The sequence below is a fragment of the Roseibium suaedae genome, from assembly GCF_900142725.1.
Classification (GTDB): Bacteria; Pseudomonadota; Alphaproteobacteria; order Rhizobiales; family Stappiaceae; genus Roseibium; species Roseibium suaedae.
Genome location: NZ_FRBW01000009.1, coordinates 1 through 26509 on the forward strand (window position 1 = coordinate 1; position 26509 = coordinate 26509).

General features: G+C 57.6%; 34 protein-coding genes. 12 read left to right on the forward strand and 22 right to left on the reverse strand.

The annotated features are described in order from the left end of the window. From BUA94_RS22400 to BUA94_RS22475, 16 genes are all read right to left on the reverse strand, one after another. A partial coding sequence (locus BUA94_RS22400; RefSeq protein WP_073015612.1) for a DUF6441 family protein occupies positions 1–635 on the reverse strand: 635 nt, incomplete at its 3' end. Between the two features lie 10 nt (positions 636–645). Next, positions 646–948, reverse strand: coding sequence for a head-tail joining protein (locus BUA94_RS22405; RefSeq protein WP_073015613.1), 303 nt, complete (start codon positions 946–948; stop codon positions 646–648). 2 nt (positions 949–950) lie between these two features. Further along, positions 951–1319 (reverse strand): hypothetical protein, encoded by a 369-nt coding sequence (locus BUA94_RS22410; RefSeq protein WP_073015614.1) that lies wholly within the window; start codon positions 1317–1319, stop codon positions 951–953. Between the two features lie 64 nt (positions 1320–1383). Further along, positions 1384–2415 (reverse strand): major capsid protein, encoded by a 1032-nt coding sequence (locus BUA94_RS22415; RefSeq protein ID WP_084082201.1) that lies wholly within the window; start codon positions 2413–2415, stop codon positions 1384–1386. Positions 2416–2470: 55 nt separating this feature from the next. Beyond that, entirely contained in the window at positions 2471–2824 is a 354-nt protein-coding gene (locus tag BUA94_RS22420; protein WP_073015714.1) for a head decoration protein, read from the reverse strand. An 86-nt stretch (positions 2825–2910) separates the two neighbouring features. Continuing rightward, positions 2911–3420, reverse strand: a complete 510-nt coding sequence (locus BUA94_RS22425; RefSeq protein ID WP_073015616.1) for a hypothetical protein — start codon at positions 3418–3420, stop codon at positions 2911–2913. A gap of 26 nt (positions 3421–3446) precedes the next feature. Then, positions 3447–4280, reverse strand: coding sequence for a S49 family peptidase (locus BUA94_RS22430; protein WP_084082202.1), 834 nt, complete (start codon positions 4278–4280; stop codon positions 3447–3449). After that, complete coding sequence (locus BUA94_RS22435; protein ID WP_073015617.1) at positions 4277–5917, reverse strand: phage portal protein; 1641 nt, start codon at positions 5915–5917, stop codon at positions 4277–4279. The genes BUA94_RS22430 and BUA94_RS22435 overlap by 4 nt, the downstream gene beginning before the upstream one ends. After that, positions 5914–6153 (reverse strand): hypothetical protein, encoded by a 240-nt coding sequence (locus tag BUA94_RS22440; protein ID WP_073015618.1) that lies wholly within the window; start codon positions 6151–6153, stop codon positions 5914–5916. Before BUA94_RS22440 ends, BUA94_RS22435 begins: the two co-directional genes overlap by 4 nt. A gap of 11 nt (positions 6154–6164) precedes the next feature. After that, positions 6165–8264, reverse strand: a complete 2100-nt coding sequence (locus tag BUA94_RS22445) for a phage terminase large subunit family protein (RefSeq protein ID WP_073015619.1) — start codon at positions 8262–8264, stop codon at positions 6165–6167. Then, complete coding sequence (locus tag BUA94_RS22450) at positions 8245–8868, reverse strand: winged helix-turn-helix domain-containing protein (RefSeq protein WP_073015620.1); 624 nt, start codon at positions 8866–8868, stop codon at positions 8245–8247. The genes BUA94_RS22445 and BUA94_RS22450 overlap by 20 nt, the downstream gene beginning before the upstream one ends. Before the next feature lie 369 nt (positions 8869–9237). Next, complete coding sequence (locus BUA94_RS22455; RefSeq protein WP_073015622.1) at positions 9238–10044, reverse strand: hypothetical protein; 807 nt, start codon at positions 10042–10044, stop codon at positions 9238–9240. 247 nt (positions 10045–10291) lie between these two features. Beyond that, positions 10292–11134, reverse strand: a complete 843-nt coding sequence (locus tag BUA94_RS22460) for a hypothetical protein (RefSeq protein WP_073015624.1) — start codon at positions 11132–11134, stop codon at positions 10292–10294. Positions 11135–11441: 307 nt separating this feature from the next. Continuing rightward, positions 11442–13076, reverse strand: coding sequence for a DUF5906 domain-containing protein (locus BUA94_RS22465; RefSeq protein ID WP_175558111.1), 1635 nt, complete (start codon positions 13074–13076; stop codon positions 11442–11444). Next, positions 13073–14287 (reverse strand): CHC2 zinc finger domain-containing protein, encoded by a 1215-nt coding sequence (locus BUA94_RS22470; protein ID WP_073015625.1) that lies wholly within the window; start codon positions 14285–14287, stop codon positions 13073–13075. The genes BUA94_RS22465 and BUA94_RS22470 overlap by 4 nt, the downstream gene beginning before the upstream one ends. Next, a complete protein-coding gene (locus tag BUA94_RS22475; protein ID WP_073015627.1) occupies positions 14284–14529 on the reverse strand; it encodes a hypothetical protein in 246 nt (81 codons plus the stop codon). The genes BUA94_RS22470 and BUA94_RS22475 overlap by 4 nt, the downstream gene beginning before the upstream one ends. A gap of 509 nt (positions 14530–15038) precedes the next feature. Here BUA94_RS22475 and BUA94_RS22480 point away from each other — a divergent pair. Next, positions 15039–16022 (forward strand): pentapeptide repeat-containing protein, encoded by a 984-nt coding sequence (locus BUA94_RS22480; RefSeq protein WP_208980208.1) that lies wholly within the window; start codon positions 15039–15041, stop codon positions 16020–16022. Positions 16023–16040: 18 nt separating this feature from the next. Continuing rightward, entirely contained in the window at positions 16041–17219 is a 1179-nt protein-coding gene (locus BUA94_RS22485; protein WP_073015631.1) for a hypothetical protein, read from the forward strand. 218 nt (positions 17220–17437) lie between these two features. On the opposite strand, the gene BUA94_RS22490 is transcribed toward BUA94_RS22485, so the two are convergent. Together BUA94_RS22490 and BUA94_RS22495 are read right to left on the reverse strand one after the other, a co-directional pair. After that, positions 17438–17725, reverse strand: a complete 288-nt coding sequence (locus BUA94_RS22490; RefSeq protein WP_073015633.1) for a helix-turn-helix domain-containing protein — start codon at positions 17723–17725, stop codon at positions 17438–17440. Then, positions 17722–18216: a hypothetical protein gene (locus tag BUA94_RS22495; RefSeq protein ID WP_073015635.1), complete on the reverse strand. Its 495-nt coding sequence runs from the start codon at positions 18214–18216 to the stop codon at positions 17722–17724. The genes BUA94_RS22490 and BUA94_RS22495 overlap by 4 nt, the downstream gene beginning before the upstream one ends. 82 nt (positions 18217–18298) lie before the next feature. Between BUA94_RS22495 and BUA94_RS22500 the strand changes: the two genes are divergently transcribed. Both BUA94_RS22500 and BUA94_RS23465 read left to right on the forward strand, forming a co-directional pair. After that, complete coding sequence (locus BUA94_RS22500; protein ID WP_073015637.1) at positions 18299–19111, forward strand: WYL domain-containing protein; 813 nt, start codon at positions 18299–18301, stop codon at positions 19109–19111. A 128-nt stretch (positions 19112–19239) separates the two neighbouring features. Continuing rightward, positions 19240–19554: a hypothetical protein gene (locus BUA94_RS23465; RefSeq protein ID WP_139251261.1), complete on the forward strand. Its 315-nt coding sequence runs from the start codon at positions 19240–19242 to the stop codon at positions 19552–19554. 134 nt (positions 19555–19688) lie between these two features. On the opposite strand, the gene BUA94_RS22510 is transcribed toward BUA94_RS23465, so the two are convergent. Beyond that, on the reverse strand, positions 19689–20234 hold the full coding sequence (locus BUA94_RS22510; protein ID WP_073015640.1) for a phage regulatory CII family protein: 546 nt from the start codon (positions 20232–20234) through the stop codon (positions 19689–19691). Beyond that, on the reverse strand, positions 20227–20520 hold the full coding sequence (locus tag BUA94_RS22515; protein ID WP_073015642.1) for a Cro/CI family transcriptional regulator: 294 nt from the start codon (positions 20518–20520) through the stop codon (positions 20227–20229). Before BUA94_RS22515 ends, BUA94_RS22510 begins: the two co-directional genes overlap by 8 nt. Between BUA94_RS22515 and BUA94_RS22520 the strand changes: the two genes are divergently transcribed. The 7 genes from BUA94_RS22520 (at position 20519) to BUA94_RS22545 (ending at position 23354) form a co-directional block, all read left to right on the forward strand. Continuing rightward, positions 20519–20974, forward strand: coding sequence for a helix-turn-helix domain-containing protein (locus BUA94_RS22520; protein ID WP_175558112.1), 456 nt, complete (start codon positions 20519–20521; stop codon positions 20972–20974). The two genes, BUA94_RS22515 and BUA94_RS22520, sit on opposite strands and share 2 nt — an antisense overlap. Positions 20975–21315: 341 nt before the next feature. Continuing rightward, the gene (locus BUA94_RS23470) at positions 21316–21540 is read left to right on the forward strand and encodes a hypothetical protein (protein ID WP_139251262.1); all 225 of its coding nucleotides are present in this window, start codon (positions 21316–21318) and stop codon (positions 21538–21540) included. Beyond that, positions 21537–21869, forward strand: a complete 333-nt coding sequence (locus tag BUA94_RS22525) for a hypothetical protein (RefSeq protein ID WP_073015646.1) — start codon at positions 21537–21539, stop codon at positions 21867–21869. Before BUA94_RS23470 ends, BUA94_RS22525 begins: the two co-directional genes overlap by 4 nt. Positions 21870–21910: 41 nt before the next feature. Beyond that, positions 21911–22177: a DUF2312 domain-containing protein gene (locus BUA94_RS22530; RefSeq protein ID WP_073015648.1), complete on the forward strand. Its 267-nt coding sequence runs from the start codon at positions 21911–21913 to the stop codon at positions 22175–22177. A gap of 9 nt (positions 22178–22186) precedes the next feature. Continuing rightward, positions 22187–22450, forward strand: coding sequence for a hypothetical protein (locus BUA94_RS22535; RefSeq protein ID WP_073015649.1), 264 nt, complete (start codon positions 22187–22189; stop codon positions 22448–22450). Between the two features lie 2 nt (positions 22451–22452). Next, positions 22453–23091, forward strand: a complete 639-nt coding sequence (locus BUA94_RS22540) for a hypothetical protein (RefSeq protein WP_073015651.1) — start codon at positions 22453–22455, stop codon at positions 23089–23091. 11 nt (positions 23092–23102) lie between these two features. Continuing rightward, positions 23103–23354 (forward strand): hypothetical protein, encoded by a 252-nt coding sequence (locus tag BUA94_RS22545; RefSeq protein ID WP_073015653.1) that lies wholly within the window; start codon positions 23103–23105, stop codon positions 23352–23354. Here BUA94_RS22545 and BUA94_RS22550 read toward each other — a convergent pair. Then, complete coding sequence (locus BUA94_RS22550) at positions 23333–24547, reverse strand: site-specific integrase (RefSeq protein ID WP_235860678.1); 1215 nt, start codon at positions 24545–24547, stop codon at positions 23333–23335. The two genes, BUA94_RS22545 and BUA94_RS22550, sit on opposite strands and share 22 nt — an antisense overlap. Before the next feature lie 743 nt (positions 24548–25290). On the opposite strand from BUA94_RS22550, the gene BUA94_RS22555 reads away from it, so the two are divergent. Next, positions 25291–25680 carry a hypothetical protein gene (locus BUA94_RS22555; RefSeq protein WP_073015657.1) on the forward strand — a complete coding sequence of 130 codons (390 nt, stop codon included), beginning with the start codon at positions 25291–25293 and terminating at the stop codon, positions 25678–25680. A 161-nt stretch (positions 25681–25841) separates the two neighbouring features. Here BUA94_RS22555 and BUA94_RS22560 read toward each other — a convergent pair whose 3' ends face one another. Further along, entirely contained in the window at positions 25842–26312 is a 471-nt protein-coding gene (locus BUA94_RS22560; RefSeq protein ID WP_073015659.1) for an RrF2 family transcriptional regulator, read from the reverse strand. Positions 26313–26509: the final 197 nt, after the last annotated feature.

A 26509-nucleotide genomic window follows, 5' to 3' on the forward strand; every position in this document is an offset into this window, starting at 1 on the left:
AAAGCCTTCTCTGCAGCCCGGACCACAAGATCGATATTGAACCGCTGACCAAGGCGGACCTGCTTCACCAGCACATACATCAGCACGGGCTCGGCTTTTATCCTGCCTCGCTCGGTGACTTGCCTTGACCCGCCCCGCTTTCCGCGCCCTCGCCGGAAGCCCTTATCTGCAATCGCGTAAACTACCCTGTTCCGGCTGCCTGGCTTGGGAAAGAACCGCAAGCTGTCCATCCCGAAGGTGGCCAGAAAGTCCGCCATCGACATGCGCTTCTTGCGGCCGGTTCGGCTTAGGCTCACAGGTGCAAAGTCTGTCGCAATGACCAGAAAGCCCCCGGCATCTTTCGACCGGATGGTTTCGCCCGAGCTGAAGGCATGAATGATCTTCGGCGCCTTGCTGCTGATAACAGCAGCGGGTTCCAGCGTGTCAGTCCCCTTGCGCGGATAGGTCTTGTGCCGCCAGGTCTTGGCAAGTCGGTCGCCAAGACCGGAACGTGTCACCTGGCCCCGCAACCGCCCTTTGACGAACTCGGCTGCATCGTCGGTGCCTTCCCAGACACCGGAAACGACGTCCTTCCGTTGACCTTCCAGTTCCGTCTTCAGGTTGCCGACAAGGGCGAGCTTGATATCGCTGACCATGTTGCCCCTTTCAGACCGGCTGCACCTGACAGGTCCAGACCAGCCGGGCGCGATCCTTGATCAGCGGCTTGGCAATCACCTTATGGCTCTGCCCATCCACCTCGAAGGTTCCGCCCTGTATTGGTGTGACCTCCGAAACCCGGACCTTCAGGAGGCTGGACCGACCGACTGGCCGGGAGGCCCCGCCAAAGTCGATGCCCTCATCTTCGTCTCGCGCCCAAAGCACAAGACAGGCCTGCGGACCATAGAGGGCTTCGCTGCCAAGCTCTTCAAACTCGGCGTTGACGACTTCAGCGGAAAGATCCTTGCGCATGATCAGACCAGAGGCTTCTGATCGCTCGAAACCGTCGCGAGAGCGGCATCGCGCTCGGCTGCGGTAATGTCATAGCCGAGCAGCTTTTCAAGGGCAGAAACCACCGGCTTGCCGCTTGCGGTGAAATGATCCTCGTTGTCCTTGTCCAGGTCGGACATCGCGGCAAGGATCGCCTTGGCCAAGGCGTCACCGGTCGGCTTCTTGGGGGCAGACTTCTCCGCTGCCCCTTTCGAAGCGACCACCTCACCATGACGCTTCAGGTAGTCCGCTGCGTCCTTTTCCGGGATCTTCACCGGAGAGCCCGGCTTGAACTCGCCATCACCCGTAACAACGGTCACATTCAAGTGCACCGTCTTCATCTTCTCGGCCATCTCAGGCTCCTCAATTTTCAGGAAGGGAGGCTCCGGAGGTTACGACCACCGGAGCAAAGGGCGGTTAGCGCACCATGATGAAACTGGTTGCGTCCACTTCCCGAGGCGCGGGAAGCGGAGCCGACTGCGTCATCAGGAAGTCCACAGACGGGTCCTCCTCGGACCACATTTTCGGGAAGCGGGCCATCGGACGCAGAGCCCGGTTGTCACGGATCGCGCCATAGCAGAAGGCCCCATTGAAGGTGGGACGCGCGGCAACCAGACAGCCGAGGGACGGGAAGAAGTCGGTGATGTTGCCGTCTTCATCCTCGAAGATCTGGGTGTATTGCCAGAAGTTAAACTGGCCAATGGACCCAAGATAGGCTGCAACCATGTCCTGGCTGCCAGTTGCCACCGGCCCGAGCTGCATCTGGCCATCGGCCTGACGGCGATTGTCCAGAATGCTTTTGACCTCGTCATCCTTCACGAAGAGTTCCGAAGCCTCGGCACCGAAGACGACATCCGTGACGGAGCCGCCAGACTTGAGCGCCACTTCCGTAGCCCAGGCCCGAATGTTGTCGCGAGGCGAAATACCTGCCTCGCCCCAGCGGGCGGCACCTGCGAGCTGCTTTGTCAGCGCGGCATCCCGGTTAAAATTCAGGTTCTGAGCCGGATAGTCCTCGCCCTCGACGATGACAGAACCCGTCTGCAGCACCTGCGCACACATCCATTCCTCGCGGCGGGTGATCTCCGCGTCCTGATCGTCAAGCTCCTGGATCACCGCCTGATTATAGCGCTGTTCAGGCGCAAGCTCGCCGTTGATCGCCTCCCCCGTCAGACGCACAAAGTTCTGGTCGGGTTCAATGGCATTCTTCGGCTTGACGTAGGCGGGTTCAAACGTCTCGACTGAGCGGCCACGCTTGCCCCGGATTTTGCCGGGAACCTTCGGACTGACGAAGGGCGCGAGCTTGCGCCGGGCCTTGAGCTTGTCGAAAGCAATCTCAGGCGTCGTGAACGTCAGAGTATCGCCGAAGAACATGGTCTTCAGCCAGGGGACCGGGCGGTCAAGGGTCGGATAGACACCCAGAAGCGCCGCGGTCGAAAACAGACGGTCCATGATTGAGTTTCCTTATGATGGCCAATTGCTTGGCGAAAGGGATTGAGAAGAGGGATTAAGCCAGCTTGCGCAGGTAGATCGGCTTCCCGGTCTGGCGGAACGAGGCTTCCACGGTGTCGGCGTCATGACCCGCGCCGTAGACCAGCTTCGAAGCATCGAATTCGCCGCTGTCATTGACCGGGCCAGTCACATCGCCGCCGCTGGCGTCAACAGCGACCGGCAGAATGACAGCCGGAACTTCCGAGCCATCGGCCGAGGCCGTGAGACTGAGCGTGTATTTGTCGGAAGCCGTGATCCGGCCCAAAACGGTACCTTCCTCAAAGGCCCCGCCCGTGATCGTCACGGTGCGCTTGCCAACGGGATAGGTGCCAGCGATCAGCCCACCGGGCTGGTAGGTTGCAGTGGCCATGTGGCCCTCCATGATTTCAGAGAGTTGAATGGACCGGGCGAAATGACCCGGCATCGTTTCGTCAGCCCTGATCGGCTGACAGCACGTCAGCGGGGACGGCGGGAGGTCTTCATGCCTTGCGCGGTGGCAAGCAGGCTCTGCTCTGCCTTGGACAGATCGCTTGCCTGGTTGGACGGTTTGTCCTGTCCAGGCCCCTTGTCCTTGCCGGACATATGCGCAGAAAGGCTCGAAGTTTTCGGCGCGGCTTTCAGAAGGCTCTGAGCCCGCTCTGCCGACATGCGGCCCGTGGCAACATCGGAGGCGAGTTCCTTGGCAAGCTTGCCGCGCCCTTCAGCCAGGCCACTGCTCATCAGGTTGAGCGCTTGCTCAAAGCGGGAAGCCTGATCGCCTTCGCCAGCGCCGTCTTCCTCGTCCTCGTCTTCTGCCGTTTCTTCTTCAGCGGCCTCGTCAGTCTGATCTTCCGTTTCCGCCTCGGAGGTCTCTTCCTCCGTTTCGGCCTCTTCATCCTCGGCCTCGGTTTCCTCCGCAGAGGAAGACGCGCGAGAGGGATCCGGCTTGCCAAGAAGGGCAAGCAGGCTGCTTTTCGTCACACCCATGAGGGTCTCCAGTTCTTTGCTTGGGGTCAGTTCAGTTTCGCTGCGGCTTCCCGCAGTCGTGAGAATGCCGCCGCTGGCGGCAAGATCAGATCAATCAGCCCGAGATCCCTGGCCTTGATCAGGTTCACCGGTCCTTCAAACAAGGCCGCTTCGGTCGCAAGCACGGCCTCTTTGGTGATGCCCCGGCCGAGGGCAACATCCTGGGCAAAGAGATCCCGCTCGGCTTCAACCACCTCGTCCCAGCGCTGTTTGACGTCATCGGAAAGCGGCTCATAAGGATTGCCATCCGTCTTCTGCCCGCCAGCCTTGGCAAAGGTGACCTTCAGACCGCTCGCCTTGAGCTGCTCTGAACAGTCAACATGCATCCGATAGACACCAATTGACCCAACCGTTCCGGTCTGCGGCACGGAAATGACTTCGGCACAGGCCGCGACCGCATAGGCTGCCGAGGTCGCCATGCCCTTGACGATAGCCATCAGAGGCTTTTCCTCACCCGCAGAGCGCAGATATTCGGTCAACTCGAAACAGCCGCGCACCATCCCGCCAGGGCTGTTGATCAGAAGGGCAACGACCTTCACTGACGCATCCCCCAGGGCACAGGCAACGGCCGCCCGGATACCGTTGTAACCGGTGATCCAGGACGCGCCATGAAAGGGCAACTCGTCCACGAGGATCCCGGACACGACAATGACCCCCACACCGTCAATCACCTCGTAGAGGTCATGTGTCCGGCAGTCTTCGAGCCAGGTAAACCCAGCCGCCTGATCCTGGACGGATGCCGCCTTCTGCATCGCATGGGCGAAAGCCATCCCGTGCTCTTCGGCCAGGGCCACCTGACAAGGACTGATTAATTCGATCATGACCGGCCTTCTTCCGATTGCTGAGTGGTCTCTTCATCATCCAGCCCCGGTTTTGCCGGAACCGATGCCGCAGCCACAGGTGTCAGATTGTTGCGAGCCAGATGCTCGGCCTCCCGTGCCAACTGCTCGATATTAACTTCCCAATCCCCGCCCTGCTCGGCTGTTTCGCGCTCCAGTGTCGTCATCCGGGCACCCATGCGCATGATCGCCGCCTGAGCCTCCTTCACCGGATCGATGTAGCCACGCGCAGGGCCAATCCAGTCACCGCGCAGATAGCCGGCAGGAGCCTCATAGAAGCTCTTCGCACCGGCAGGCACATCCACTTTGCCCCGGTCCAACGCCTCTTCCAGCCAGGCTGCGAACCAGAGATTTGCAATCCCGGAGACGAGCAAGCCGCGCAGCCGGTGAATACCGCGCCAGACCTCATTCAATGCCGCGCGGGCTGAGGAATAGTTGGTCTGGCTCCAGTCCATCGAAAGCTGCTCATAGGAGACACCCAGAGACGCAGCCAGGGACCGCAGGAAAGATTGCTGGAAGGACGCAAAGCCGCTTGTCTGTCGCGGCTGACTGTTTAGGTCCAGGCGGTCGGTCGGGAACAGGGTCAGGAACCGGGCCTGATCCATTGAATTGCCGCCCTGGTAGAACTCGCTCCTGGACTGGTTAAACCCCTTCCAGTCTGTGCCCTGACCGAAGTTCGCCCCACCGAGGGTTTCGGCTGCATAATCGGCCCCGAGCTGAGTGTAGATCGCACCGACGATGGAGGCATTCAGCGCCGCTGTGTTCAGTTCCGCCTTGGAATAGCTGGCCAGCATCTTCATGCGGCTCAGGGCAGTAACGAGCCGGGAAACGCCACGGCTTTGCCCCGGCCGCCGCTTGTCGTAGCAGTGGATGACCTTCGGCCGCTGCCAGTCCCCCACCTCGTCCCAGCGCTCGAACCGCTGCCAGATCCAGCTTTCCGCGCCATAACTAAAAACATCTGAGGGATGCGCCTTGCGGACGTGATAGGCAATTGGCGCCCCATCCTCATCCGTCTCAACACCGCCCCGAAGCGTTGCGGTATCCATAGTGCCATTCGGATTGCAGAGCCGGTCAGTGTCGATGACGTGCATCGCGGTCGCATAGTCGCGGCCCGGTTTTTCGAGCCAGCGCAGAACGCCGAAAGCCTCCCCGCCCGCAACAAATTCGCGAGCCATCAGCCCCATGAGACCGACAAAGTTCAACTGGCGTTCCGCATCACACCGGAAAATCGGATCCTCTGCATAGGCCTGCCATTCCGTCTGGATCGACTGGCCAAGTTCATCCGCCTCGCTTTGGCTGATACCAAGCAGCCGGGCGGAAGGCTTGCTGTTCAGACGGAAGGTTCCGCCAACCAGCATGTCAACCTGACGGTCAACACCGGAAGAAACCGCCCCCTCATTGCGCTCAAGATCGCGCGTCCTGGAAACCGCAAGGTCACGGTCGGGAAGCCAATCCGCATCCGCAGAATTGAGATTTGGAGCCCAATTCATGAGGCCCTGCATTCGAGTGTCCGCCGCCGAATAGGCAGGGCCTCCAAAGGCAGACATCATGCGGGCGCTTGCGCCCGTCGCATCCCCGCTCTTGACCCGGACAACCGGCTTGATCGTAACAGTGTTCAAGTCCGCCCCCCGATCACGGCAATGACCGGCCCAACGCCGGACCTGGTTCCCGTCAGTTTGCCGAGCGCAACTTTCAGGCGGGTGATTTCCTGATCAATCTCGGAGATCGACACCTGCTGGAAGTCCACGCTGCCACCATCGGCACCGCTGACCTTGAGCCGCCCTTTGCCGGTCAAGAGCGCAAGCTTCCGCTGCTCCAGCGCCGTGATGGCCTGTTCAATCTCTTCTCGGTTCATTGTTTGCTCGCTTATGTGTTGAGCCTCGAAAGCGCCTTGAGCCCATGCGGGTCATCGTCTTCCTGAGGCTTCGCCCGCGCAGGCTCTGCCTGTTGCGGCTTTACCGGAGCCGCAGCCAGAACCACGGTCGGGGTGTGACCGAAGAGGTCACCCGGCTTTGCCGCAAGCTCGGAGTAGTGCGCGGCTCGCCTTGCCCACTCCTCATCCCCCCAATGCCAAAGGTTGGCAAAGTGGGTCATGGCGTAGTTGTAGACCCGGCAGTCCAGCCAGTGGTTCGCGCCACGAGCCTTCCAGACCCGGCTCGGCCCGTGCTTGTTCTTCTCGAGAACCACATATTCGGAGACGAGCATCTTGAAATAGTCGTCTTCCGCGTCGGCCGGGAAGTGGCAATACCCAAGCGGGAAATCACTCTCGCCCTCTTTCGGCCCGCGCCCGAAATAAACCATCTGCGCTGACTTGATCCCGTAGGTTCCGATCAGCCAGACCTTGGCGCCGAACCGTTTTGCCCGACCGGCAGAAACGCCGCTCTTGCGCACTTCCGTATTTTCCGCGCCGCTGATGGCCGGTTTCGACCAGCCGTCAATGCCACGCACGTTCAAGGCATTCGGGCGACGGCGGGTCCAGGCATAGACCGCGTCCGAATGATAAGCGGAATCGACCCCGATCAGATCATCCTGAAGCCAGGCACCGCAGGCATGCTTGAAGCCTTGGTCTGCGACCTGGTCCAGCTTCGGCCATGCCCCGTCCAGTTCAACCGCCGTATCCCCGGCCAGAAAGCCGTAGTCGATGGTCCAGCTTTGCTTGTTCGGCCCCCAGCCAACCCGTTCCCAATAAAGGCCGGTGGCCTGCACATCGACGGCCAGCGTGACGTAAAGCACCCCGGCCGGAGCGGTTCCGCGCTGCCATGCCCCTTCGCGCCGCGCCGACAGAGTTTCCCAGGGTGGCGCGTCCCCTTTGGCTTCATAGGCCTTCCCGAGCGCGGTGTTCATGAACGGCTTGATCAGCTCCGGATCGTCGCCAGCTTCATCCTCTTGCCGGGCCAGTTCATCCCAAAGCTCGAACACCGACATGAAACCGGTGATGTCATAGCCTGCCCGATAGACCGGCAGGTGCCGGTTCCGCCAGCGCTGAGCCTCATCCAGGCTGATGCACTTGAGCGGCACTTCCCCGTTCTCGTCCGGGATCGTTGGCACCCAGCAGGCACCGCGCTCGCGGGCCTCAAAGACTTTCTTGTCCGCCTCGAAATGGGCCTCGCCGCAGGCCCCGCAGACGACATGGCACCGGTATGGCGGAACCTCATTCCGCTTGACGTCCTCCCAGTCCCAATCATTCAGGGCATTGCAGACCTTGCATGCGAAGTAATAGCGGCGCTGATCGCTGCTCTCATACTTCGCGTCAATGTCCTCCCCCTTTTCCGCAGGAGTGGACACGTCCAGCGTCTTTGAGAGACCAAAGGCCTTGTAGGTTTTCAGGCGCTGCTCGGACAATTTGTCCGGATCGCCTTCCCCATCTGCGCTGTCCGTCCAGGCCGAGGTGTCATCCCGGACCATGAAGCGGATCGAGTGCTGCCGGAGCGTGGCCGCCGAGTTTGCCCCGGCAAGCAACAGAAACCCGCCCTTGAAGCGAATACGCTCAGCGGTGGATCCTTCACCGCCCTTTGCCTTGACCGGCTTCACAACCCCGCCTTTTTCGGGATTGAGAACATCCGTTGCAGCAATCGTCTCGTCTAGCTTTTCAACCTTCCAATCTTTGGCCGCCTTCACCGTGGCCTGGATGTACATGATCGGCGCCGGGGTCAGGTGCATGATGAACCCGATCCAGCTTTCCGCGATTGCGGAGCCGCCAGACTGAGCGGCCTTTTTGATGACCACCTCGGGAACAGGATCATCCGGCGAAAGCCGGTCCATCGGCTCGACCAGATAGGGCGCGGTGGAATTCTTCCACTTGCCTGGGAGCGCACTGCCCTCCGGCAGTTTGCGGAACTGCTCGGACCACTCGGACACCAGCATGCGCTTGTCAGGGCGAATGCCTTCCGCAGCAGACCGGTTCAGGGAATTGAGGTTCGCCCGGAGAACCGGAGCCGATGCATAGTCACTCGCCTGACGCTGCATCTTCCTCCATTTCCTTCTCAAATTCGTCGGCAGCGCTTTCAAAGGCTGACCGCAGTTCATCATCAAGGATGATGCGGACAGCGCGGGCATCCGGCGCCGCAGCGATCCGGTCAGAGATCGTGCGCGGCAGGCTCATGATCCGGTCCCGGACCCGCCGCAGCAGTTCAAAGGTCCGGTCTTCGGCTTCGCGCTTTGAGACCAGCTCGCCTTGCCGTTCCTTCAGGTTCAGGTCCGCGATCTCGGCATCAATCGCCGCTCGCCGGGCCTTCGCATCATTGTAGGAGATCCGCTGCCCGCCGCCGCTTGCCGAGGCCGAGGCCGAGGCATCAGGCGGAATATCGGTCAGAAGGTCCGGGGCACTTTGATCATAGAGGACCGGTGCCGAACAATTGCGCAGGCTCTGAGCCGGATCTGTCGTGTCCGCGACCAGCCGCGCAAATTGCGCCGCATTGACCAGGCGGCTTTGCCCCTCTTGCCGGACCTGAATTTTACCATCCGCCTCAAGACGCCGGACCCGTTTCGAGACCGCCTGCTTGGAGACACCGTGCAAGCGGCCAAGCTCGGCAATCGTGACCCAGGTTCCGGACTGATCAGCGTCAACCATTGCCGTCAACCCGTCACCCTGTAACCGTCAACCGGGTCAACCCCGTCAACCCTGCCAAAATCTGATCTATCCGAAAAACCTGTGCCCTCAGTCCGCCCGCATATGATGAGGTCCCCCGGAAGGACCCGTGACCGGGAAAGCCAAGGGGGGCTGGCGGTCGGGCCGGGCTTCGGCCAAACAAAAACCCCGGCCGCGTTTCCGCTCCGGGGTCTTGAACCTTTTTCAGTACGACGAAGGTATGTCAAACTACGATTGTAGATCAAGCCTTTTTTCAAAGTGAAAATCAAACGAGCGCAAAACGATGTCAACATATTGAAAAATAATATTAATTCTCAGATCACACAATGATCTAAATAATCACACTCAAATCTAACGTTTTTTTCTATCCGACACATAAAATCTAGACTCCTTTACAAGTAGTCTATCTTTCACCACACGCGAAATAAATTCCCTATCAAGTGACATCATGTCCTTATCAGAGGAAATTATTTTATATGATTCACAAAGCATTTCTTGACTATGCTTATAGTGTAGTCTGAGCATTTCCATGCCGCGAATTGAAGACAGAACCTTTCTTTCATCAAAATTAACTGGCTCGTTGTTCAAACGAACAGAACTACCGCGATAGGTAACCATAAACGGAACCGTAGATGTAATGTCGCAATAACTTACAAATATCAGCAACCTGAAATAGCCGAATTTAAGATCATAAAAATTAAAATCATCACATTTGATTCCAAGATCCTCCTTTAAATTCGTCACGAATACGCTGTAACATATCGACGTCGTCAGATTGAAGTAATTACCAACATATACATTCTTATCCTTATCTCGAATATTAAAGGGCTCCTGACGAGGCGGCCCACCCTCCACACGAAAGAAGACCGGAAACAGAAGAAAATCCTTAGTATTCTTTATGAGTGATACGGTTTTCTCTATATCACCGTTCCCGTATATTGTTTCATGACTTAGGCAGGTGTCGTTACCTTCGTTCGACTTATGTACAGTGAAGTGACCTTCTTTGTACGGCCTATTGCTGCCAAGCGTATGCAATGAAGCAAATGCCTTGTTGATTGAAATAATTAGATCACCGCTTTTAACCTCTTTGACTGTGAATAGAGTTATTCTCGCACCGTTCATTATAGCTAAGACGCGTGTTTTTGGCTTTTTCGCCATTAAATACACCTCACATCACAATTATATGTTGGAATAGGTAATTCAATTTTTGAGCTTAAGTAAAAATAAGTCAAATACCTATCTATAACTGAATCTAAAACTATATCAGAACGATGAGGTCAATGTTTTGAGTCTCACCCGTGATCGAAGATTAAGCTACTTGGCAATTAGCGCCAAACCTTCTGAGAACAAAAACGCCCACTTTCGCGTTTCCTGGAGGATGCAACGGCAATACAGGCTGCCCCCTTTAGGTAACTTCTGCACTATTCACACCTTTTAGAATTCTCCCGAAAACGCCACCAGACCAATCAGCGCCCATGCCCCCATCCCAAGGGCGCCAGGACCGGCGCGTTGCCACCGGTTCGAACTCGGAAAGCTTGCCCCGCAGATTTTCCGCCAGTTCATCGAGCGCCATCCGGTAGAGCGCAAACTCCCCACGCTCAACCAGAACCGGAATCGGGTCCGGTGAGAGCTGGAACTTGAAATAAGCGCCCGGCTTCAGCCCCTTCCGCCGCGCATCCCACCCATCGTCGACCTCATAGGCAAACTCCCGCACTTCGCCGAACGGACCAACCGAGTGCTCAACCACTTCCCGGAACCCAATCGGCGCCCCATTCGCACCGGTCAGCGCCTTCAGTTCCGGGCATTCCCCTGCCCCATCAGGCGCATGCCCAAGCACCGCGACCTTGCGGACCAGGACAGACAACGATTGCCGCAACACCGGCACGCCATTTGCCCCCGTCCGGACCAGAACCGACCGCGCCTGATCCAGCGCCTGATCGGCATAGCTTTCAAACTTCATCAGCTCCGGCATCGGGTTCCACTTGCGGGACAGGACAATGCCCCGGCCATCGAGCCGCGCCACCGCATGATGAACGCAGACCGCATCTGGATGCGGCTCACCTTCGCTGTCCAGATCCGGCAACACGCCATACCGGTTGTCATCCACCCGCGTCAGCAGTTCCGCGAAGCTTCCAACCGAAGCCCAGGCGCTCTTGACCGGCGCCGGACCAGTGCGCTGCGGCTTGTCCTTGATGAGTTCCTCGCAATAAGCCCACCGCAGCAGCTTCTCGATATCAATCAGCTTCATCAGAACCCCCGGTCCATATGGTCCATACTGGTCCAGTCAAAATAAAAACAGTATGGACCAGTATTTCCGTGCCATTTCAAAGCGTTAGACAAGCGGTCCAGACGGTCCATAACTTTCAGCTCCGAGAGAGCAGGGCCAAAGGGGGACAAGCCCTCACGCGCACGCGCACGCACGCGGGGCGCAAATCTGTATGGACCATATGGACCATGTGGACCGGTCGTTGATTTCATTAATGAATTTCGGTCCATAGGCGGGCCACCGGTCCATAACTTGTGTGGACCGAGAGCCGCTGAGCGTCCTTCTCCCCCTACCATCCTGTCTCTCCATGGCCTGAGTTTTCGGCGCCAGACGGCAAGTCCTGCGGCTCATCCGGCCAATCAACAGCCTGCCCCACGGCAGCTTCAAAGCTTGCCCGGCAATCCTTCAGGGGCGGAAACACATAAGCCCGCTTCCTTTGCCCGCTGCGCGGCCGCGTGTCCTGAATGTCAGGGATCAGCTTCATCAGCGCCCGGCCGAACTCATTCAGGTTGTTCCGCCGCTTGATGCCCACCTTGTCTGCCCAGGTCAGATACTCATCGAATAGAACCTGCTTCACCACATGCGGATCCGGGCACCACGTGTCATCCGCCCGCAGCAAAGCCCCTTCGCTCAGCCGCTCGAACAGATAGGCATCGACGCTATCCAGTGTCCGCAGCTTCTGCTGCAACAGCGCCCCGGTGCGCGGCACATGGCGCAGGTTCACCTTTGAAAGGTCAAAGGACAGAAGATCCGCAAGCAAGGCCTGATAGCCCCCCGCTTCCAGTTCCTCGAACATCTGCGCGAAATAACCGTGGTTTTCCTTCGCGTGCCCCGCGCAATCCAGCACGCAATAGCGCCGCTCATCCTTGCCCGCTGGCACCACCCAATCCTCATTGGAGGTCATCATCACGCGCACATAATTGTCCAGGCGATAAGGGTCGACGCCCTTGGATTCAATCATCTGCGTCTTGGAAGTGATCAGCCCTTTCAGCCGCCCTTCCGCCACCTTGTCACCGGCCCACACCGCCTCTTCCGCCTGAAGCAGCAGACAGGCGGACATATGCGCGTTGAACTGCCCGGTCACATAGCGTGGCTCATCCACCATGAAATAGTGCGAGCCGATCAGCGCGCCGAACACTTCCCCCATGACGGACTTGCCGGTGCCCATCAGCCCGCGCACCACAAGCGCCGTTCCCGGCCGCTCCCGTGGTTTCTGCATCAAATGGGCGAACCAGGCGAACACCCAAAGAAACAGGCCCTCATCCCCGCCGCAGATGTTGGTCAGCATGTGGTCGCGGAAGATCGCATAAGACCCGGCCCGCGCATCAGGTGCGCAGGCGAAGCCGCGCCAAAGATTCAGATACCCCGGCGTCCCCTGCCCGTTTTCCGGATCAGGATGGAACTCGATGCCATCATATTGGCGCCGGTGCCGCTCGCCTTCCCAGCGCTTGGCCCAGGTGATGGTCTTTATCTTCCCGTCAGCGCCGCGCACCTGGGTGTATTTGTTCGAAAACATATGCCGAAAACTGTCGACCTGGACCACGCGGATCCTGTCTTCCACCTTCGCCCCCGGCTGTTCGCGCACCATCGCCACCTTGCTGCCGATCAGAACCAGCGCCCAGGCGCGGTTGATCTCTTCAAGAGAATAGCCCCAGTCCTGCGGCACCGGCGCGTTTCCGCCCGTGTAGTTCTCAGTCTCCGGCGCTTCCGGCGCGGCAATGCCGTCTTCATCAGCAAGGCCCGGCTGGATGGATTGCTCCATCAGCTCGCGCACGCGGGCGCGGCCATCCCGCTTCCCCTTTTGCCCCTGCTCTCCCTCCCGCTCCAATTGTCCGGAGGCAAGCTCAGCCCGCAGCTTTGCGGTCATGTCGGCAACGGCGGCCTTGCCGCCAGCCTCCGTGCCTGTCTGCATTGTCCCGCTCATGCGCTCGCCCCCTCTTGCAGGAGGTCGTTGAAGTCCATCCCATCCGGCGCCAGTTTCGGGCTAACCACCCGGTCAGGGGTCTGATAGCGGGCCTTCGCCCGTTCCAGCACCTGGCAGACGGTAAAGCGGTCGCTGTCCCCATCGCCAAGCGGCAGAAACTCACGCACGCAATCCGGAATCGCGATAGCACGAGGATCGCTCAGATCCGGCACAGGACCAGGCACTTTCAGCGGCCGTCCGGCCGTGTTCAAAAGCTCCGGATGATCGACGGATGCCACCGCCTTGCCGCCCAGGTTCTGCAGGCTGATCGCAACCCAATAAGCGGTGCGCTCAAAGACAGGCATGCCAAACTCGGCAACGAGAGGCGAGGCAGTCGTCTCCCATCCCTCACCCATCACCAACCGGTCAAACCGCTCAGGCGTCCACAGCTTCAGGGTCGCCCCGCGCTGGCTGCCGCGATACTTGCGCGGGGCAACCAGCGGGCGCGTGCCGTCTGCATTCGGTTCTGCCTCAGGGTCCTCAATCTGGATCTTCTTCCCCGGCCGGGCCGGATCGATCCAGGTCATGTGAACACCGGCAAAGGAGCCGTCCGCGAAAGTGGCAGGCAGCAGCAGCGCAGGCCCAGAGAACAGCACGAACAGCTCCGGCTTTTTCTGCCCCGGCACCTTGCGCTGATGCCAATATTTGAGATGCGGAACAAACCGGATCGGCAGGGACACAGGACACGGCAGCAAACCCCGCCCGCGCACATAGCCGGCGCCTTCCGTACCGGAGACGCGGCCACCAAGGTTCCAGATCTTCAGGGCGCGGGCGATTTCTTCCCGCCGCCGCCGCTCGGCTTCTGCCTCCGCCTGCTCCCGGCGCCTGGCCGTTTCAGCCGCCTGCCGGGCAACCTCTTCGGCGCTCAAGGGTTCCGCCTCAGCGTCCCCGCCCAAGGCCTCGACAGCCTCGGCAAAGCTCATTCCCTTGAAGTCCTGCAGGAAGCGGATCTGATCGCCCGCCGCCCCGCAGCCAAAGCAATGGTAGCGCTGCTTCGGGTCTTCACAGTGGAAGCTGGGGCTCTTCTCCCCGTGGAAGGGGCAGCAAGCCCAGAAGTCGCCTTTGCCCGGCTGGGTCTTGGCCCGGTCCCAGGTCACATGCGGGCCGATGATAGACGAGATCGGATGGCGGTCCTTCACCCGCTGCAACTCAGCATCAGAAAAGCGCTTCATGCCCGCCCCCTTTCCAGGGACAGCCTGTCCGCACAATCCGCCAGCCGTTCATGCCGCTTGCGCATTTGCAGCGCAAGAAAGCTGGCAGCGGTCAGGCCAGCGCTATCCGCCTTTTGCGGACAGCCGGAAATCGTCTCCAGAACCGCCGACAGCGCATAGGAGAGATCCCGTAAATCATGGATTTGGTTTTGGAGCTTGATTAGACACGCGGGCTCACAAGCCGCTTTGACGCTCAATGCCATGGCCGGTTTCCTTCGGTTAACCGATAAGGTCTGGCCAACAGCTCTCACCCTGGTGGCCGGACGTGCCGGGTTGAGAGACTGGCCCGAAGGAACCAGCGAACCCGAAGGTTCCCCAGCACGCCCAGCCATAGGATGCGCACGCAATCTATATGGGAACGCGCACGAAAAAACGCGCCCGCAAAGGTGCATGACGCGCTGAGCGTCTTCGGACAGTCGGGCTCTCATCCCCGATCCGGACCTTTTTCGCCCGGACGCCCAAAACATGCTCTGATTTGCGGAAAGGGTCAAGACAAGGCTGCTCATGCCGCAACTCTCCCCTTGTGAAGCGGCACAGCCTTTGGTTTTAATCTTGCTTCTCTAAACTCGAGCTGGACCAGACCTTTATGCGAGACGCGCCTTCCCCGGATAGGGCACGAGATAAGACACTGACGGGGAAGCCCGACAGCGATTTTTCCGCACGGGATGCTCTGGTCGCAGGGATTTTTCTTGGCTGTATTGGCCTTGGTCTCATGGCTCTGATTGTCGCCAATCAGAATGTGGAATGGACCTGGCAATACTGGGGCGAGCACACGGTCAACCAGGACGGCATAACCGCAACGAGGTTCGACCGCTCGGCGATCAGCAGAAATTTCTTCCTCGGCTTTCTTGCTGTTGTTGGCCTTGGTCTTGCCATATGGCGCTCTTGGCTGTCCTACCTCCAAACGCGCACCGGTCTCCGCCAAGCAGCTACCGCCGAGCGTGGTCTGATTATTGATAGGTATCAGAAAGGCGCCTTGATGCTGGAAAGTGAGGAACTCACTGTCCGACTGGCTGGCGTCTATGCTCTTCGGGATCTGGCTCTGAGCGACCCAGACGAAACCTATATTTTGGTTCTCGATGTGCTTACTGGCTTTGTTCGCGAACGAACCCAGAAGGACATTATTAGGGAAGATGGCATTCTTTCTGATGCGACACCAAAGGCGCCACCGAAAGCACGATTTGCGCCAGATCTTCAGGAAGCAATTGATGCGGTCTCGCACATTAGAAACAAAGTTTCTGATGCAATCTTGATAGAAAGAGAAGCGCAGTGGAGTTTGAGGATCATCAACTCTAACCTTAGACACATAAATTTGTCGTATAAAAATTTGACCAACGGCGTATTTGCCGGATCCATATTCGATAAAGCTTTCATTTTGTGTGCGGATTTTTCGAATTGTCGCCTTGTAAACGCGAGTTTTTGGGGCGCAACTGTGATAGCCACGGACATTTCTGGAGCTAATCTTAAAGACGTAACTATGAGCGCGCACACTACATTCAAGGTTTGGGCGTATGAAGACAATTTGCCTCAAGATGTTCCGGAGGAGCTGCGCAAGGCTATACCGCTGCGACATAGATCCGAACCTTGGGGCGATTTCGTCAATAGAGCGATCAAGGAGTGGCCTGATGCAAATTGGGAGACATACTTGAAAAGCTTTCCACCCATTTCCGACAAAAAATTCCAAAAGATTGAATAAAGAAGAACGTGTAGAAAGATGAAACAGCCCTATTCCATCTATTTCAGCTACGCGATTGTCGGCTGCATGTGCCTCGTCGTCGGAGGCTTCGCAGGCGGTATCTTCACGATTGGCGTTGATGCCATCTACTGGGGTGCGCCCGTGGCCGAAAATGGCCAAACCCGCTTCCAGATGGTTCAGGCGATCGTGATCGGCGTTGGCGCAATCATCACACTCGGCTTTGCCGGATGGCGCACACACCAAACCCACAAGCAAACGGAAACAGCCAACCGGCAAGCCGAGATCGCCAACCGGCAAGCGGAGGTAGCCAACCGGAACGCGGAAACAGCAAACCGCCAGGCCAAGAACGCCGTCGAGCAAACCAAGATCTCGCGCAGCAACATGCAAATCGACCGCTTCCAGAAAGCCCTCGAAATGATCGATGCAGCAAAGCCCATTCAAACCAAGCTGGCGGGTCTGCGAATTCTGGAAACCTTGGCCAATGAGGACCCAGAGCTTCTGGGCGAACAGGTCCCTTATTGTTTCATGGATTTTGTAATTGAAAATACGAATGAAATATCCAAAGCATATTTCACAAGCGGAGAAGATTTTGAAGAAAAAATTAGAAATAGGAAATCTGGAACTGCAACATCCTCGGATGTAATTTTTGCATTGAATGCAATTTTCAGACTGAGAGATTCCGACAAAAACATTAAAGAAATTAAATACAACCTCTCCGGCACGTGTATTTCCAGAAATGTAATTACAAACGCAAATCTTAGCGACTTGATATTCACAGAATCTTGGCATGATAGATTCAGTATTATGAATTGCAATTTGACGGATACTTACTTCAATTTTTACGGATCCGGAAGGATTGGGCCCGGATGCGACATCTCTGGAGCTTTCATAATGACATCTCCACGATGGAGTATGCTCCAATGTTATTTCGACCCAGACAATCCACCCAGATTCTTGGGAATCCCTTCCGAGCAACTGCGCATAGCAAGGATTGATCCAATTACCGGTGAGAAAACCGACGACCCAAACATCAAAAACCAGAACTCTCCGATTGTACTCCCCCCAAATTTCAGCGGCACCGCAAGTGATGCAGAAGAATATTTCAGAACGGCACTGGAGCTTTTGGACTGGGTATATCTGGAAGAAGACCTTGCGACTTTGATGGAAATCTTCCCGATCTCGCCACGAAGAGCATGAACAGCCAATCCCCCGGTTCGGAATAGACCCAAACGGGCTCAACGGCGTTGCCCCCTTGCCTCTACCCACCGAACAACACGGATGTGATTGCGAATGCCGTAACGCACCGGAGCGTGGTTTTCTCCTATGCCCCGGCAAGATCACCGGCAGGCCGAGGTTTCTTGCCCCTGCCAGCGCGACATCACCACGCGCCCGCAATGCGACCCGCGCCAGAGCAGTCATGCCCCTGCCCCTTCAAAGTGTTTCACGGGTGTATTCCCGTGAAACCGGCCTTCAAGATCCGGCCCGGTTTGGGCCAAAAAGCTCAGCGGGTTCAGGCCGTAGAAGTCACAGAGAACCAGAACGTTCTCCGCGTTCTGCACGCTGTCCGGATGCGCCCGTTCGGCGCGGCTGATGGTGGGGGCGGAAACGCCGCTTTCCATGGCAGCCGTGCGGATGCTAAAGCCCATTTCCTGACGGGCCTTGGCCAGGGCATTGCCCAGGCGGATACGATCAAGCCGTTTCACTGGTCACCTCCCATACAGGTCGCCCCAAGACGGATAGCTTCCGTCCGCGCTTTCAAATCCGCGCGGACCTCATCTTCCGGGTCATCATCGAAAACCCCGGCATCGGCAGCCTGCTGAACAAGCGCCAGGCGCAGGCCGCAGCGCTGCAGCTCGGACCAGGTCAAACCAGCCCAGGCAAGAAAGTGACGGGCGCCAGACGCACCGGGCGAGCGCCCGGCAAACAGCGCTGATACCTGATCAGCCCGCGCACTACACGCCCCGGCGAGCGCCTCCGGCAGAACCCGCCCTTGAGGGTCCACAATCCCCTCGGCAAAGGCACGGCCATAGACGCAGACCTGCAACAACTGCAGTTCCTGCGGGGTCAACACCCCGGAAGGGACATCCACCTCCCGCACATCCGCAGGCGGTCCATCCGGATGCGCAACTTGCAGCGCCGCCAGATGCGCAGCACAAGCCGCAACGAAGTCAGGGAACGGGGTCATGCAGTTCATGCCGCAATCCTTCCACTAAGGGTTGCCGAAACGCAGTGAGGCGTGCAGAAATATCCGCTGCACTTGGGAGGCTGATAAACTCATGGGAATTGCAGCAACTGCCGCGCTGAATGCGCTGATCGATGAAATGGCCGCCATATCCGAAGGCAGGCCGCCACAGGCCAGCCCGATCGCCATCCTGCTGCCGGAAAAAGACGAAGAGGACAGCTACATCGGCCCAGCCCTCGGCCCCGCCGAAGGTCAAAGCTTCATCATCGAATATAAGGACGCAGCAGGGCAGGCATCCACGCGCCGCATAACGGTAATTTCCATCAGGTCCGCCGCAGATGGCAGCCCCGCCCTCTACGCGAAATGCCATGAACGCAAGGCGATGAGGAATTTCCGGGCGGATCGGATCGTCAGCTGTATTGACTATGACGGCGAAGTTTTCAGCGACGTGAACAGCTTCCTGGTCGAACTGTTTGGTGCGGAAAGATTTTTCAAGTCGGCACCCGATGACCGGACGCCGGACCACCGCAAGCGGTGGAACAAGATGCGCCAGGTCATCCAGCCGCACGCCGTTCTTCTGGCCGCCTTGTCTGCGAGCGACGACAACCGTCGCCGGAGCGAAACAACCGAAATCCTGAACAGCTGCGCACACACCCTCGAAGCAGCGCTCCTGGAACCGACGAGACAGGAAGCCAAGATGATCTCCGCATTCATCCGAAGGCTGGAGCCGGACCGCGCGGCCATCGCCGCCGCCCTGGACGATATCTATTCCCGCGGCCCTGCAGAGGTCACAAACCTCCTGATCGGCGCCATCGCCGTCATGGATGCGGACGGCAAGAGAGATGAGCGCGAAGTCGAGCTGATCAACAATCTGGCTGTCGAACTGACCGGCATGCCAATCGCCTGAAGAAACGGAGAAACCTGAAGAGGCAGTGGCGGCAAAGGCGCTCATTCGCCGCCCTCCCCGGCCAGGCCATTTTCAGAAAAGGAGAAGTCAAGACCAGTGACAACGAGAACACAGGCGGATGGATCCCCATGACAAACGCGCCCGGCCCACTGGACATACTTTTGTCCATCCTCGCCGATCAGCTCACCGCCAACGTTGTAAATGCGCCCGAGGGGCCCACCGCCTACCTCAACCAAGTCAAGGCCCAGGCGCTTTCGAAACTCATTGACCTGCGCCGGATCTCGACCCATCACCTGAGCGAGGAAGAGGCAGCAAGAGCCGAAGAGCTTTTTGAAATGATGGCGCCCCATGCCGATCATCAACGGCAGATCATTGAAACCTTTTTCAGCAACCTTGCGCAGCGGCTCCAGGGCCTTCCCCCGCAAGGGGCGCACCGGCATTAGCACCCAGACCACTCCGCCACCCTCAGCAGCAGGGGCCATGCGGTACCCGGAAGCCACAAGCCCGGGACGGGTCCGGTAGAGGTCAAACACGCCATCGGTCAGGGCGGGTGAGGCAGGTAAATAGAGCGCAGCACTCATTGCCTCCCCCTTCCTGAAATCGCCGCAACGCCAGTCTTTTCCGCGTCGGCTTTCAAGGCGTCCTCGCAATGAGCCAAAAGACAGGTGAAAGCTTCGACGGTTTCGCGCAGTTGGGGGATCATGTGACCGGCACGGATCTCATCCGGGGTCACCTCGCCATCATCAGCAAGTGCCTGAACGAGCGCGGAAACCGCCTCCCCGCTTTCCTTCACCGCCGCTGCTGTCTCCCTGGCGAATGCACCCCGCGCATCCGGATCCGGCAAGGGCACAAACACACCGCCCGCAAGGCGGCATAGATCCCGCAGCAAAGCCGGAACCTCGCCGTGCTGGGTGCGATCCAGGATCAAGTCCAGGGCGACATCCAGCGCCAGGAAGGTGTTGACGTGCTTTTCGCCTGTCGTGTTACCGCAGTCTGAAAGGGTCTGGTGAGATACTCGCGTCAGGCTGGCAGAGAACTCCTGCCCGCCGCACTGACGGATCAACCGCTGGGTGGAAAGCTTCAGCGCCCGGCGCTCTTCGGGGGTGGAAACACGCTCAGTCATGGGAAGCGCCCTCTGGATGATCAACGATAGCCCCGGATTTTTGGCCGAGGTTGCGGGATGACTGACCGTCCAAGTCCTGCGAGTATGACATCTCGCATCGTTCAGGAGGATAAAGGTCCGGCCTCAGCTCTGAACGCCGGAGACCCGTAATCCTCTCCACATCAAGGACACGAAGCGCAGGAACAATCTTCCACTGGGACACAGCCCCATGGGTTATGCCTAGCTCATCCGCTATCGTCTTGATCAAACCGCGCTTGCCGCGAAAGGCTGTCTGGATATCAATCATGGTTCAAAATATTAGCCATACTGATATTAACACGCAAGCCAAAATATTAGCACCACTGTCTGGCCCCAAGACAGCTTGGTGCGAAAATATAAGCATGGCGAAAGTTCACCCGAATCCAAAACCCAATAAGCCAAGGCATTTCATTCGCGAATGGCGAAAGCATCGCGGAATGACAATGGAGCAGCTCGCGGAAGCAGCTGGGGTGACGCAGGGCAGCATTTCTCAGTTAGAGCGCGGCCAAATAAACTACACACAGCCAACTCTTGAAGCGATCGCCAAGGCCCTCTTCTGCTCACCGGCAGACTTGATAATGCACACGCCAGACCACGCCGCTGCGGATGACTGGATGGCCCGCTTCTTTAGAGAAAGAAGCCTCGACGAACTAAAGCGCATCGAACAAATGCTAAGGGCTGCGTTTCCGGAAGAAACTGCCTTAAAAACAAATCACAAGTAAACGGTCTACATAATTGACACGCCAAGGGTCCTGCATGCGATCTCTTTGATCGGTAGGGCCTCGCGAGTAAGTTTTACTCGTCGACGACCATATGCCGCACAACGGCTATCGATAGCCGCTTCACACGCACAGGCACCCTGGAACACCTCCTTTTCCAATGGGCATGTTCCGCACCAATCCTAAGTAAACCACCAAAGATTGCGCAACTACCGAGGAGAGTGCGCCGCCTCTCAATATTAGTAACACTAATTTTTATTTGACGCAGAATATTAGCTACACTATTAATCTTTAATTGTATCGCCTGATTGTCTGATGCCGCTCGAGAAAAGCGAGGAAAGCCAATGACATCCCAATCACTGCTCCTCTTTGCCCTCGCGATATTCGCACCATCGGCAACCTTGATCATCTGCGCCGTTCTGGCTGCGATGTGGGGCCAAAAGCAGTCTGCATCTGAAAACCCCTTCCAGATCCCCGCAGCGCCCCGCAAGGCGCGCGGCGCCCGCCCTGCCGTGACCTCTCCTCCCTCCGGCAGGGCGGCAGGGTTTTTGAAAGGGGTGAAGCCATGAGCAAGAAACGGGACGCGGAATTTGCCCTGCTCTTCAAGACCGTCGCAGGCCTCTGCGAGCGCGTGGCCATATTGGAGGCCTCGCTAGAGCGACTTAAGGCAAAAGAGCTGGACCGCAGCACGAAAACAATCGATCCAGAAGCTCTGAATCTTTCAAGCCTGTCAGCGCTTGGGGCGAACCTTGGAGTGGTTTTCGCGGGCAGGTTCGAGAGGCCCTTCGACCTGGACGACTTCATCCGGCCGATAGAGCGGGCGCTGGCGAGGCGCATTTCGCAAAACCAAAACAAGCGATTTGGGCAGCTCATGAAACGCAGGCCGAAACAGAACTGATTGGTCTTCCCCATTCCCCCATCACACTCCGGAGACCCGAAATGACTGAAACTACCATTTCGCCTGAAGCCGTTGCAGGCGATCAGCTGCGGGCTTTTGTCGAACGCATCGAGCGCTTGGAAGAGGAAAAGAAGGTCATCGGCGACGACATCAAGGATGTCTACGCCGAGGCCAAGGGCAACGGCTTTGACACCACAATCCTGCGCAAGGTCGTTTCCCTTCGCAAAAAGCAGCCGCACGAGCGCGAAGAGGAAGAGGCGATCCTGGACCTCTATCTTCAGGCGCTTGGCATGCACGGCCCGGCCTGAGGCGGCTTGATGCGCCCGGCTTCGCCCATCGAGCAGCAAGACGCTCAGCGCACCCTGCCACCAGCAGCCCACCGCGCCGACCGGATGACCGCAGAAGTGCGGAGCCTTCTGGCTGAAATGGATGAGATCGCCGGGCGCATCGACCAGCTGGTCGCCCTGACACCCCATGACCGGGCCGAAATTCTTGGCCTGGTCAGTCAATTCAGAACCCGCGCGAGCGCGGTTTTCACAGAAGCCCTCTCGGCTGTAACGGCCATCAAACAAGGACGCTGAGGATGATCAGACCACAGATCCCCCTGGAACGTGCCCAGCCCGCTATCATGTATCTGACAGCCTCCGGCCGCTGCCTGGATCTCATGAACCTGTCCGCAGCCGACATCCATTGGCCGGATCTGGTGGCCGCCCTTGTGCGCATCCCGCGCTTCAATGGTGCCACGGGCTTTGTTTCCTACAGCCTGGCGCAGCATTGCTGCCACGCCTATGACTTCGCCTCAGCCAAGATGAAGCCCCTCGCCCTCCTGAATGATTTCTGGAAGGCCTACCTGGGCGAGCTGAGCCGCCCGGCCGTCAGCTATCTCGGCCACATGTCCGGCAGCGCCAAGCTCTTCCGCGACACGTTCCAGCTGGCACGGGACGAACTGTCCGCCCCGATCTTTGAAGCAGCCGGCATCCAGCCACCCGCAGACCAGAAAGCCTTCAACAAGGAACAGGCCGAGCTTGCCTGGCTGGGCGGCAAACTGCTGGCAACGGAAATGCGCGACCTGGTGCCCGCAGGCGCCATCGAGCGGCAGGACTTCATCGTCCGCACCGGGCCGTTCCCGAAGGTGCTGAAAGCCTGGGGCCCGGACAAGGCCCGCACCGAGCTAGAAGCCCGTCTCAGCGCCATTGGCGTTGCATCTGTCACGCGCGGCTGAGGGGAAAGCCAGTGTCCCGCCGTCAGTCCAGCAAGCCCATTACGATCGAGCGCGTTGCAGCCGCGCTGATCAAGCTTGCCTGGCTGATTGAGCGCACGCCTGAGGGCGAGAAATTCCTCCCGCTATTCGAACGGCTGGAAAACGAGCTGGCCGCCCTGCAGGACAAGCAGGACACCATGTCCCGCGTCCGGCGTCTGGCCGCCCTGAACAACCCACAAGCCAATCCCCAGCTTGCACCGCCTCAGAAAACCATATCCACCTGATAGGCCACGGCCTGAAGCCATTTCTGCTTCTGCTCAAGCGTCGGACCAGTACCATAGCGCGGCCGGTGATACTTGTGCCCCATCAAGGCTGCCGCAATCTTGTCCGGCGCCTCTGCCGCCGTTAACCGGTCCTCGAACGTATGGCGCAGGCTGTAAAGCGTATGCTGCGAGCTGGGACGCAATCCATTGTCTGAAAGATAGTGATTGACCAGGCCGGACAGGCCATCCGCCTTGTGCCGGTAGCGCGGAAATCCGTTTGGAAAGGCCCTGGCCGCTGCCAGCCCAACACCGACCAGAGGAATCTCGCGCACAGACTGCCACGTCTTGGTCTTGCGCTCATCCGCCAGGATGGACAGGTGCGGCACATCATGGTCCAGGATGAACCTGGCATTACACACTTCGGATAGCCGCGCACCCGTCTCGGCAATCACGCAGACAACCGCCCTCGCCTCTGCATTCAACCCGCTGAGCCCCGGCAAAAGCCTGTCCTGCACATATGCCGGGTCATAGGCCTGCCGGTCAGGTGGCGCTCCCTTCGGGAAACGCAATTCCCGGAAAGGCGTATCCATCAGCAGTTGGCGCTCCAGGATCAGGGTTTTCAGCATCTTGTTGATGTGACCGAAATCCTTGTTCGCCGTATCCGCGTTCATGTCTTCCGACACAATGCGGTCCTGCCACCAGGCGCGAAACTCGATTGCGTCCTCACGGGTCAGGTTCAGCAGCGGCTTGTCATCGATCACCTTCAAAAGGTTCTCAAGCGCCCGCAGTTTCGGGTTCCGCCACTTGCGCTTTTGATCCTCGGCAAGATCTCTCAAATATACTTTCTGAGACTTCTCGAACTCCTCGAAAAGATCTGAGATACGCAGTTTCGGAGGTTCCAGACCGCCCAGAAAAGCGTCCGCATCGGCCACTGCAACAGTTGAACTTCTCTGGCTAACGGCTTCAACACGCGTCAGCACGTCCCCCAGCCAGGCAGAGGAAGGATCAGCAAGCTCTCGAACCGACTGATAGGCAAAGCCACGCGCCCGCGCGCGCCGCACCGCTTCATGATAGCGCTCGGCCGCCGCATCCACCCGGCCGGATGCCAATCCCGCCCAATAGGCCTCCGCCTCACGGTTGAGCCGGTCAACAATCGGACCGGCAACAAGACACGCAGGATCATCCCCCACGCGCACCTTTGTCGAAAGCTTCACAAATGGGCGCGGGTCCAGGTCAGCATACTCGGCAGGCACCCGCCGCCGATAGATCCACCACCCTGCGCGCTTTGCAGCAAACTTCGCAACCATAAGCCCGAAATGCCCCTCTTTTTTGGGTCACACTTTGGGTCACACTTTGGGTCACACGAAAACAAAAAAGCAAGTAATTTCAATGAATGTGACGGCTGGATTTTACTCTATGGCGGACACCCCATCCGCCACTCAATTCCCCTGCAAGACACGGCCTTTGCAATCCTTCCTGCCCAGAGAGGCATAGAAGGACCAATTTCCATTGTTTCCGACTTGGTTTACCCCTAAGGCGCCGCAACCGTTTAACTGACCCCAGCCATATGCAGGTAAATCATATATATTGACAGACACAAGGAAATAATCAGGGAAGCCTTAACAAAAACAAACAAATAACCAAGTGACCAATTAGTATATTTTTGAAATGAACTTACAGCATCACTTATTGAATCAACTTTACCTGAGTATTTGTCGAATTTAAAAGAATAGTAGATCAACAAAATTAGAAAAATCGCAACAATTACCAATATAGACATGTATATTCCCTCTACGAAAAATTGATCTTTCATTTATATCTACACAAATCACAATTTCACCCTAAGCGCCGCATAAAAATTCGCACTCTAAAATTCAAGGCTTCAGCACTGAAACTCCCGAGGTGAACCGCCCCCATTTCAGAGTGAGCCATACTAATTTTATTTTAAAGGCATGACATGGAACAGAAGATCGCGAGCCTGTATTTTCTGGCAGCATTGGGCGTGGGGTTCGCGGGAGCAATTGCAGTGCTGTTCTATAGCAGGCGCTGCCAGTTCGGATTGCTTCGCTACAGCCTGGCGTTTCTGATTTCCTACATCCTGATCGTGTTCTGCGTCCGGTTCTCTTACAAGATCTTCACTCTGCGCTTCGACATGTTCGAAGCCATGACCGGCCGGACCCCGGCTCAGGAGGCAACCTACCTTTACTATAGCCGCAAGATGACCCGCGATTCTGCGGCGGGCATGATCCCTCTTACGGCCATTTTCTTCAGCGGAGTACAGATCAGCCTGCTGCTGGCAATCGACGGCTTGCGACGGGCAACCCGCTGGGCGCTCACAAAGATCTAATTCTCAACAGTCCGCGATTCCGGATGCCAGGGTCTGATATCCATCAGGTAAGTTGAAATTTGTGATCTGATCTTGCCGCAAATCCAAAAACTGGCAGCGAAGTGGCCATGCACGGTGTCAGCAATCAGCTCTGCCGCTCCTGAAAATTCAGGACAAAAAAGTCAGCTCTGGCCGTGGTTGAAAGCTTCCAGTCTTTCAGCGCCTTCGCGGTTCTCATGGATGATGCGCATGGCGTTCGGGACGATGAGATCGGCGATGGTTGCGGCCTCAAGGGGCTCGAAGAAACGCTGAAGCGCTTCGTTGAGAAGCCTCGGCAAGCGGCAACTGCCGATCAGGGCACAATCGTCATTGTGGTTCATGCAGGTCGTCATGGCGAAGTCGGTCTCGAACATGCGGACGATTTCGGCCACGGAAATTTCGGAGGGATCCTTTTCGATCCAGATGCCGCCATTACGGCCCGGCGTTGACCCGATCATGCCGGCTTTGCGGAGCTGTTGAACGGCAGCAACAATCTGCGCACGGTGACCGATATATTGTTCAGACAGTTGGTCGATCGATACTTTCTGCCCTTTCAGCAAGGACAGGAAAATAAGTATCCGAACCGCGATGTCTGTTCTTTCGGTTAACCGCATTCGGAGCCCACCTAATCTTAAAAAACGCCATTCGCAAAAATGGATTTCACGACCGCATTCTGATCAATGGAACGCTAGTCTATTTGGCAGAATTGTATGTTGATCAATATCAACCTTCCAGCGTTAAATTATCATATTATTCAAAAGTCATATAGCCGCTGTGAATTTCCGACCCTGATTTAATTCACGATAACGTA

Bases quoted from the DNA above. Each gene is read 5' to 3' on its own strand.
- BUA94_RS22405 (WP_073015613.1), bottom strand. From the start codon at position 948: ATGCGCAAGGATCTTTCCGCTGAAGTCGTCAACGCCGAGTTTGAAGAG.
- BUA94_RS22410 (WP_073015614.1), bottom strand. From the start codon at position 1,319: ATGGCCGAGAAGATGAAGACGGTGCACTTGAATGTGACCGTTGTTACG.
- BUA94_RS22415 (WP_084082201.1), bottom strand. From the start codon at position 2,415: ATGGACCGTCTGTTTTCGACCGCGGCGCTTCTGGGTGTCTATCCGACC.
- BUA94_RS22420 (WP_073015714.1), bottom strand. From the start codon at position 2,824: ATGGCCACTGCAACCTACCAGCCCGGTGGGCTGATCGCTGGCACCTAT.
- BUA94_RS22425 (WP_073015616.1), bottom strand. From the start codon at position 3,420: ATGGGTGTGACGAAAAGCAGCCTGCTTGCCCTTCTTGGCAAGCCGGAT.
- BUA94_RS22430 (WP_084082202.1), bottom strand. From the start codon at position 4,280: ATGATCGAATTAATCAGTCCTTGTCAGGTGGCCCTGGCCGAAGAGCAC.
- BUA94_RS22440 (WP_073015618.1), bottom strand. From the start codon at position 6,153: ATGAACCGAGAAGAGATTGAACAGGCCATCACGGCGCTGGAGCAGCGG.
- BUA94_RS22445 (WP_073015619.1), bottom strand. From the start codon at position 8,264: ATGCAGCGTCAGGCGAGTGACTATGCATCGGCTCCGGTTCTCCGGGCG.
- BUA94_RS22450 (WP_073015620.1), bottom strand. From the start codon at position 8,868: ATGGTTGACGCTGATCAGTCCGGAACCTGGGTCACGATTGCCGAGCTT.
- BUA94_RS22455 (WP_073015622.1), bottom strand. From the start codon at position 10,044: ATGGCGAAAAAGCCAAAAACACGCGTCTTAGCTATAATGAACGGTGCG.
- BUA94_RS22460 (WP_073015624.1), bottom strand. From the start codon at position 11,134: ATGAAGCTGATTGATATCGAGAAGCTGCTGCGGTGGGCTTATTGCGAG.
- BUA94_RS22465 (WP_175558111.1), bottom strand. From the start codon at position 13,076: ATGAGCGGGACAATGCAGACAGGCACGGAGGCTGGCGGCAAGGCCGCC.
- BUA94_RS22470 (WP_073015625.1), bottom strand. From the start codon at position 14,287: ATGAAGCGCTTTTCTGATGCTGAGTTGCAGCGGGTGAAGGACCGCCAT.
- BUA94_RS22475 (WP_073015627.1), bottom strand. From the start codon at position 14,529: ATGGCATTGAGCGTCAAAGCGGCTTGTGAGCCCGCGTGTCTAATCAAG.
- BUA94_RS22480 (WP_208980208.1), top strand. From the start codon at position 15,039: ATGGCTCTGATTGTCGCCAATCAGAATGTGGAATGGACCTGGCAATAC.
- BUA94_RS22485 (WP_073015631.1), top strand. From the start codon at position 16,041: ATGAAACAGCCCTATTCCATCTATTTCAGCTACGCGATTGTCGGCTGC.
- BUA94_RS22495 (WP_073015635.1), bottom strand. From the start codon at position 18,216: ATGAACTGCATGACCCCGTTCCCTGACTTCGTTGCGGCTTGTGCTGCG.
- BUA94_RS22500 (WP_073015637.1), top strand. From the start codon at position 18,299: ATGGGAATTGCAGCAACTGCCGCGCTGAATGCGCTGATCGATGAAATG.
- BUA94_RS23465 (WP_139251261.1), top strand. From the start codon at position 19,240: ATGACAAACGCGCCCGGCCCACTGGACATACTTTTGTCCATCCTCGCC.
- BUA94_RS22510 (WP_073015640.1), bottom strand. From the start codon at position 20,234: ATGACTGAGCGTGTTTCCACCCCCGAAGAGCGCCGGGCGCTGAAGCTT.
- BUA94_RS22520 (WP_175558112.1), top strand. From the start codon at position 20,519: ATGGTTCAAAATATTAGCCATACTGATATTAACACGCAAGCCAAAATA.
- BUA94_RS22515 (WP_073015642.1), bottom strand. From the start codon at position 20,520: ATGATTGATATCCAGACAGCCTTTCGCGGCAAGCGCGGTTTGATCAAG.
- BUA94_RS23470 (WP_139251262.1), top strand. From the start codon at position 21,316: ATGACATCCCAATCACTGCTCCTCTTTGCCCTCGCGATATTCGCACCA.
- BUA94_RS22525 (WP_073015646.1), top strand. From the start codon at position 21,537: ATGAGCAAGAAACGGGACGCGGAATTTGCCCTGCTCTTCAAGACCGTC.
- BUA94_RS22530 (WP_073015648.1), top strand. From the start codon at position 21,911: ATGACTGAAACTACCATTTCGCCTGAAGCCGTTGCAGGCGATCAGCTG.
- BUA94_RS22535 (WP_073015649.1), top strand. From the start codon at position 22,187: ATGCGCCCGGCTTCGCCCATCGAGCAGCAAGACGCTCAGCGCACCCTG.
- BUA94_RS22540 (WP_073015651.1), top strand. From the start codon at position 22,453: ATGATCAGACCACAGATCCCCCTGGAACGTGCCCAGCCCGCTATCATG.
- BUA94_RS22555 (WP_073015657.1), top strand. From the start codon at position 25,291: ATGGAACAGAAGATCGCGAGCCTGTATTTTCTGGCAGCATTGGGCGTG.
- BUA94_RS22560 (WP_073015659.1), bottom strand. From the start codon at position 26,312: ATGCGGTTAACCGAAAGAACAGACATCGCGGTTCGGATACTTATTTTC.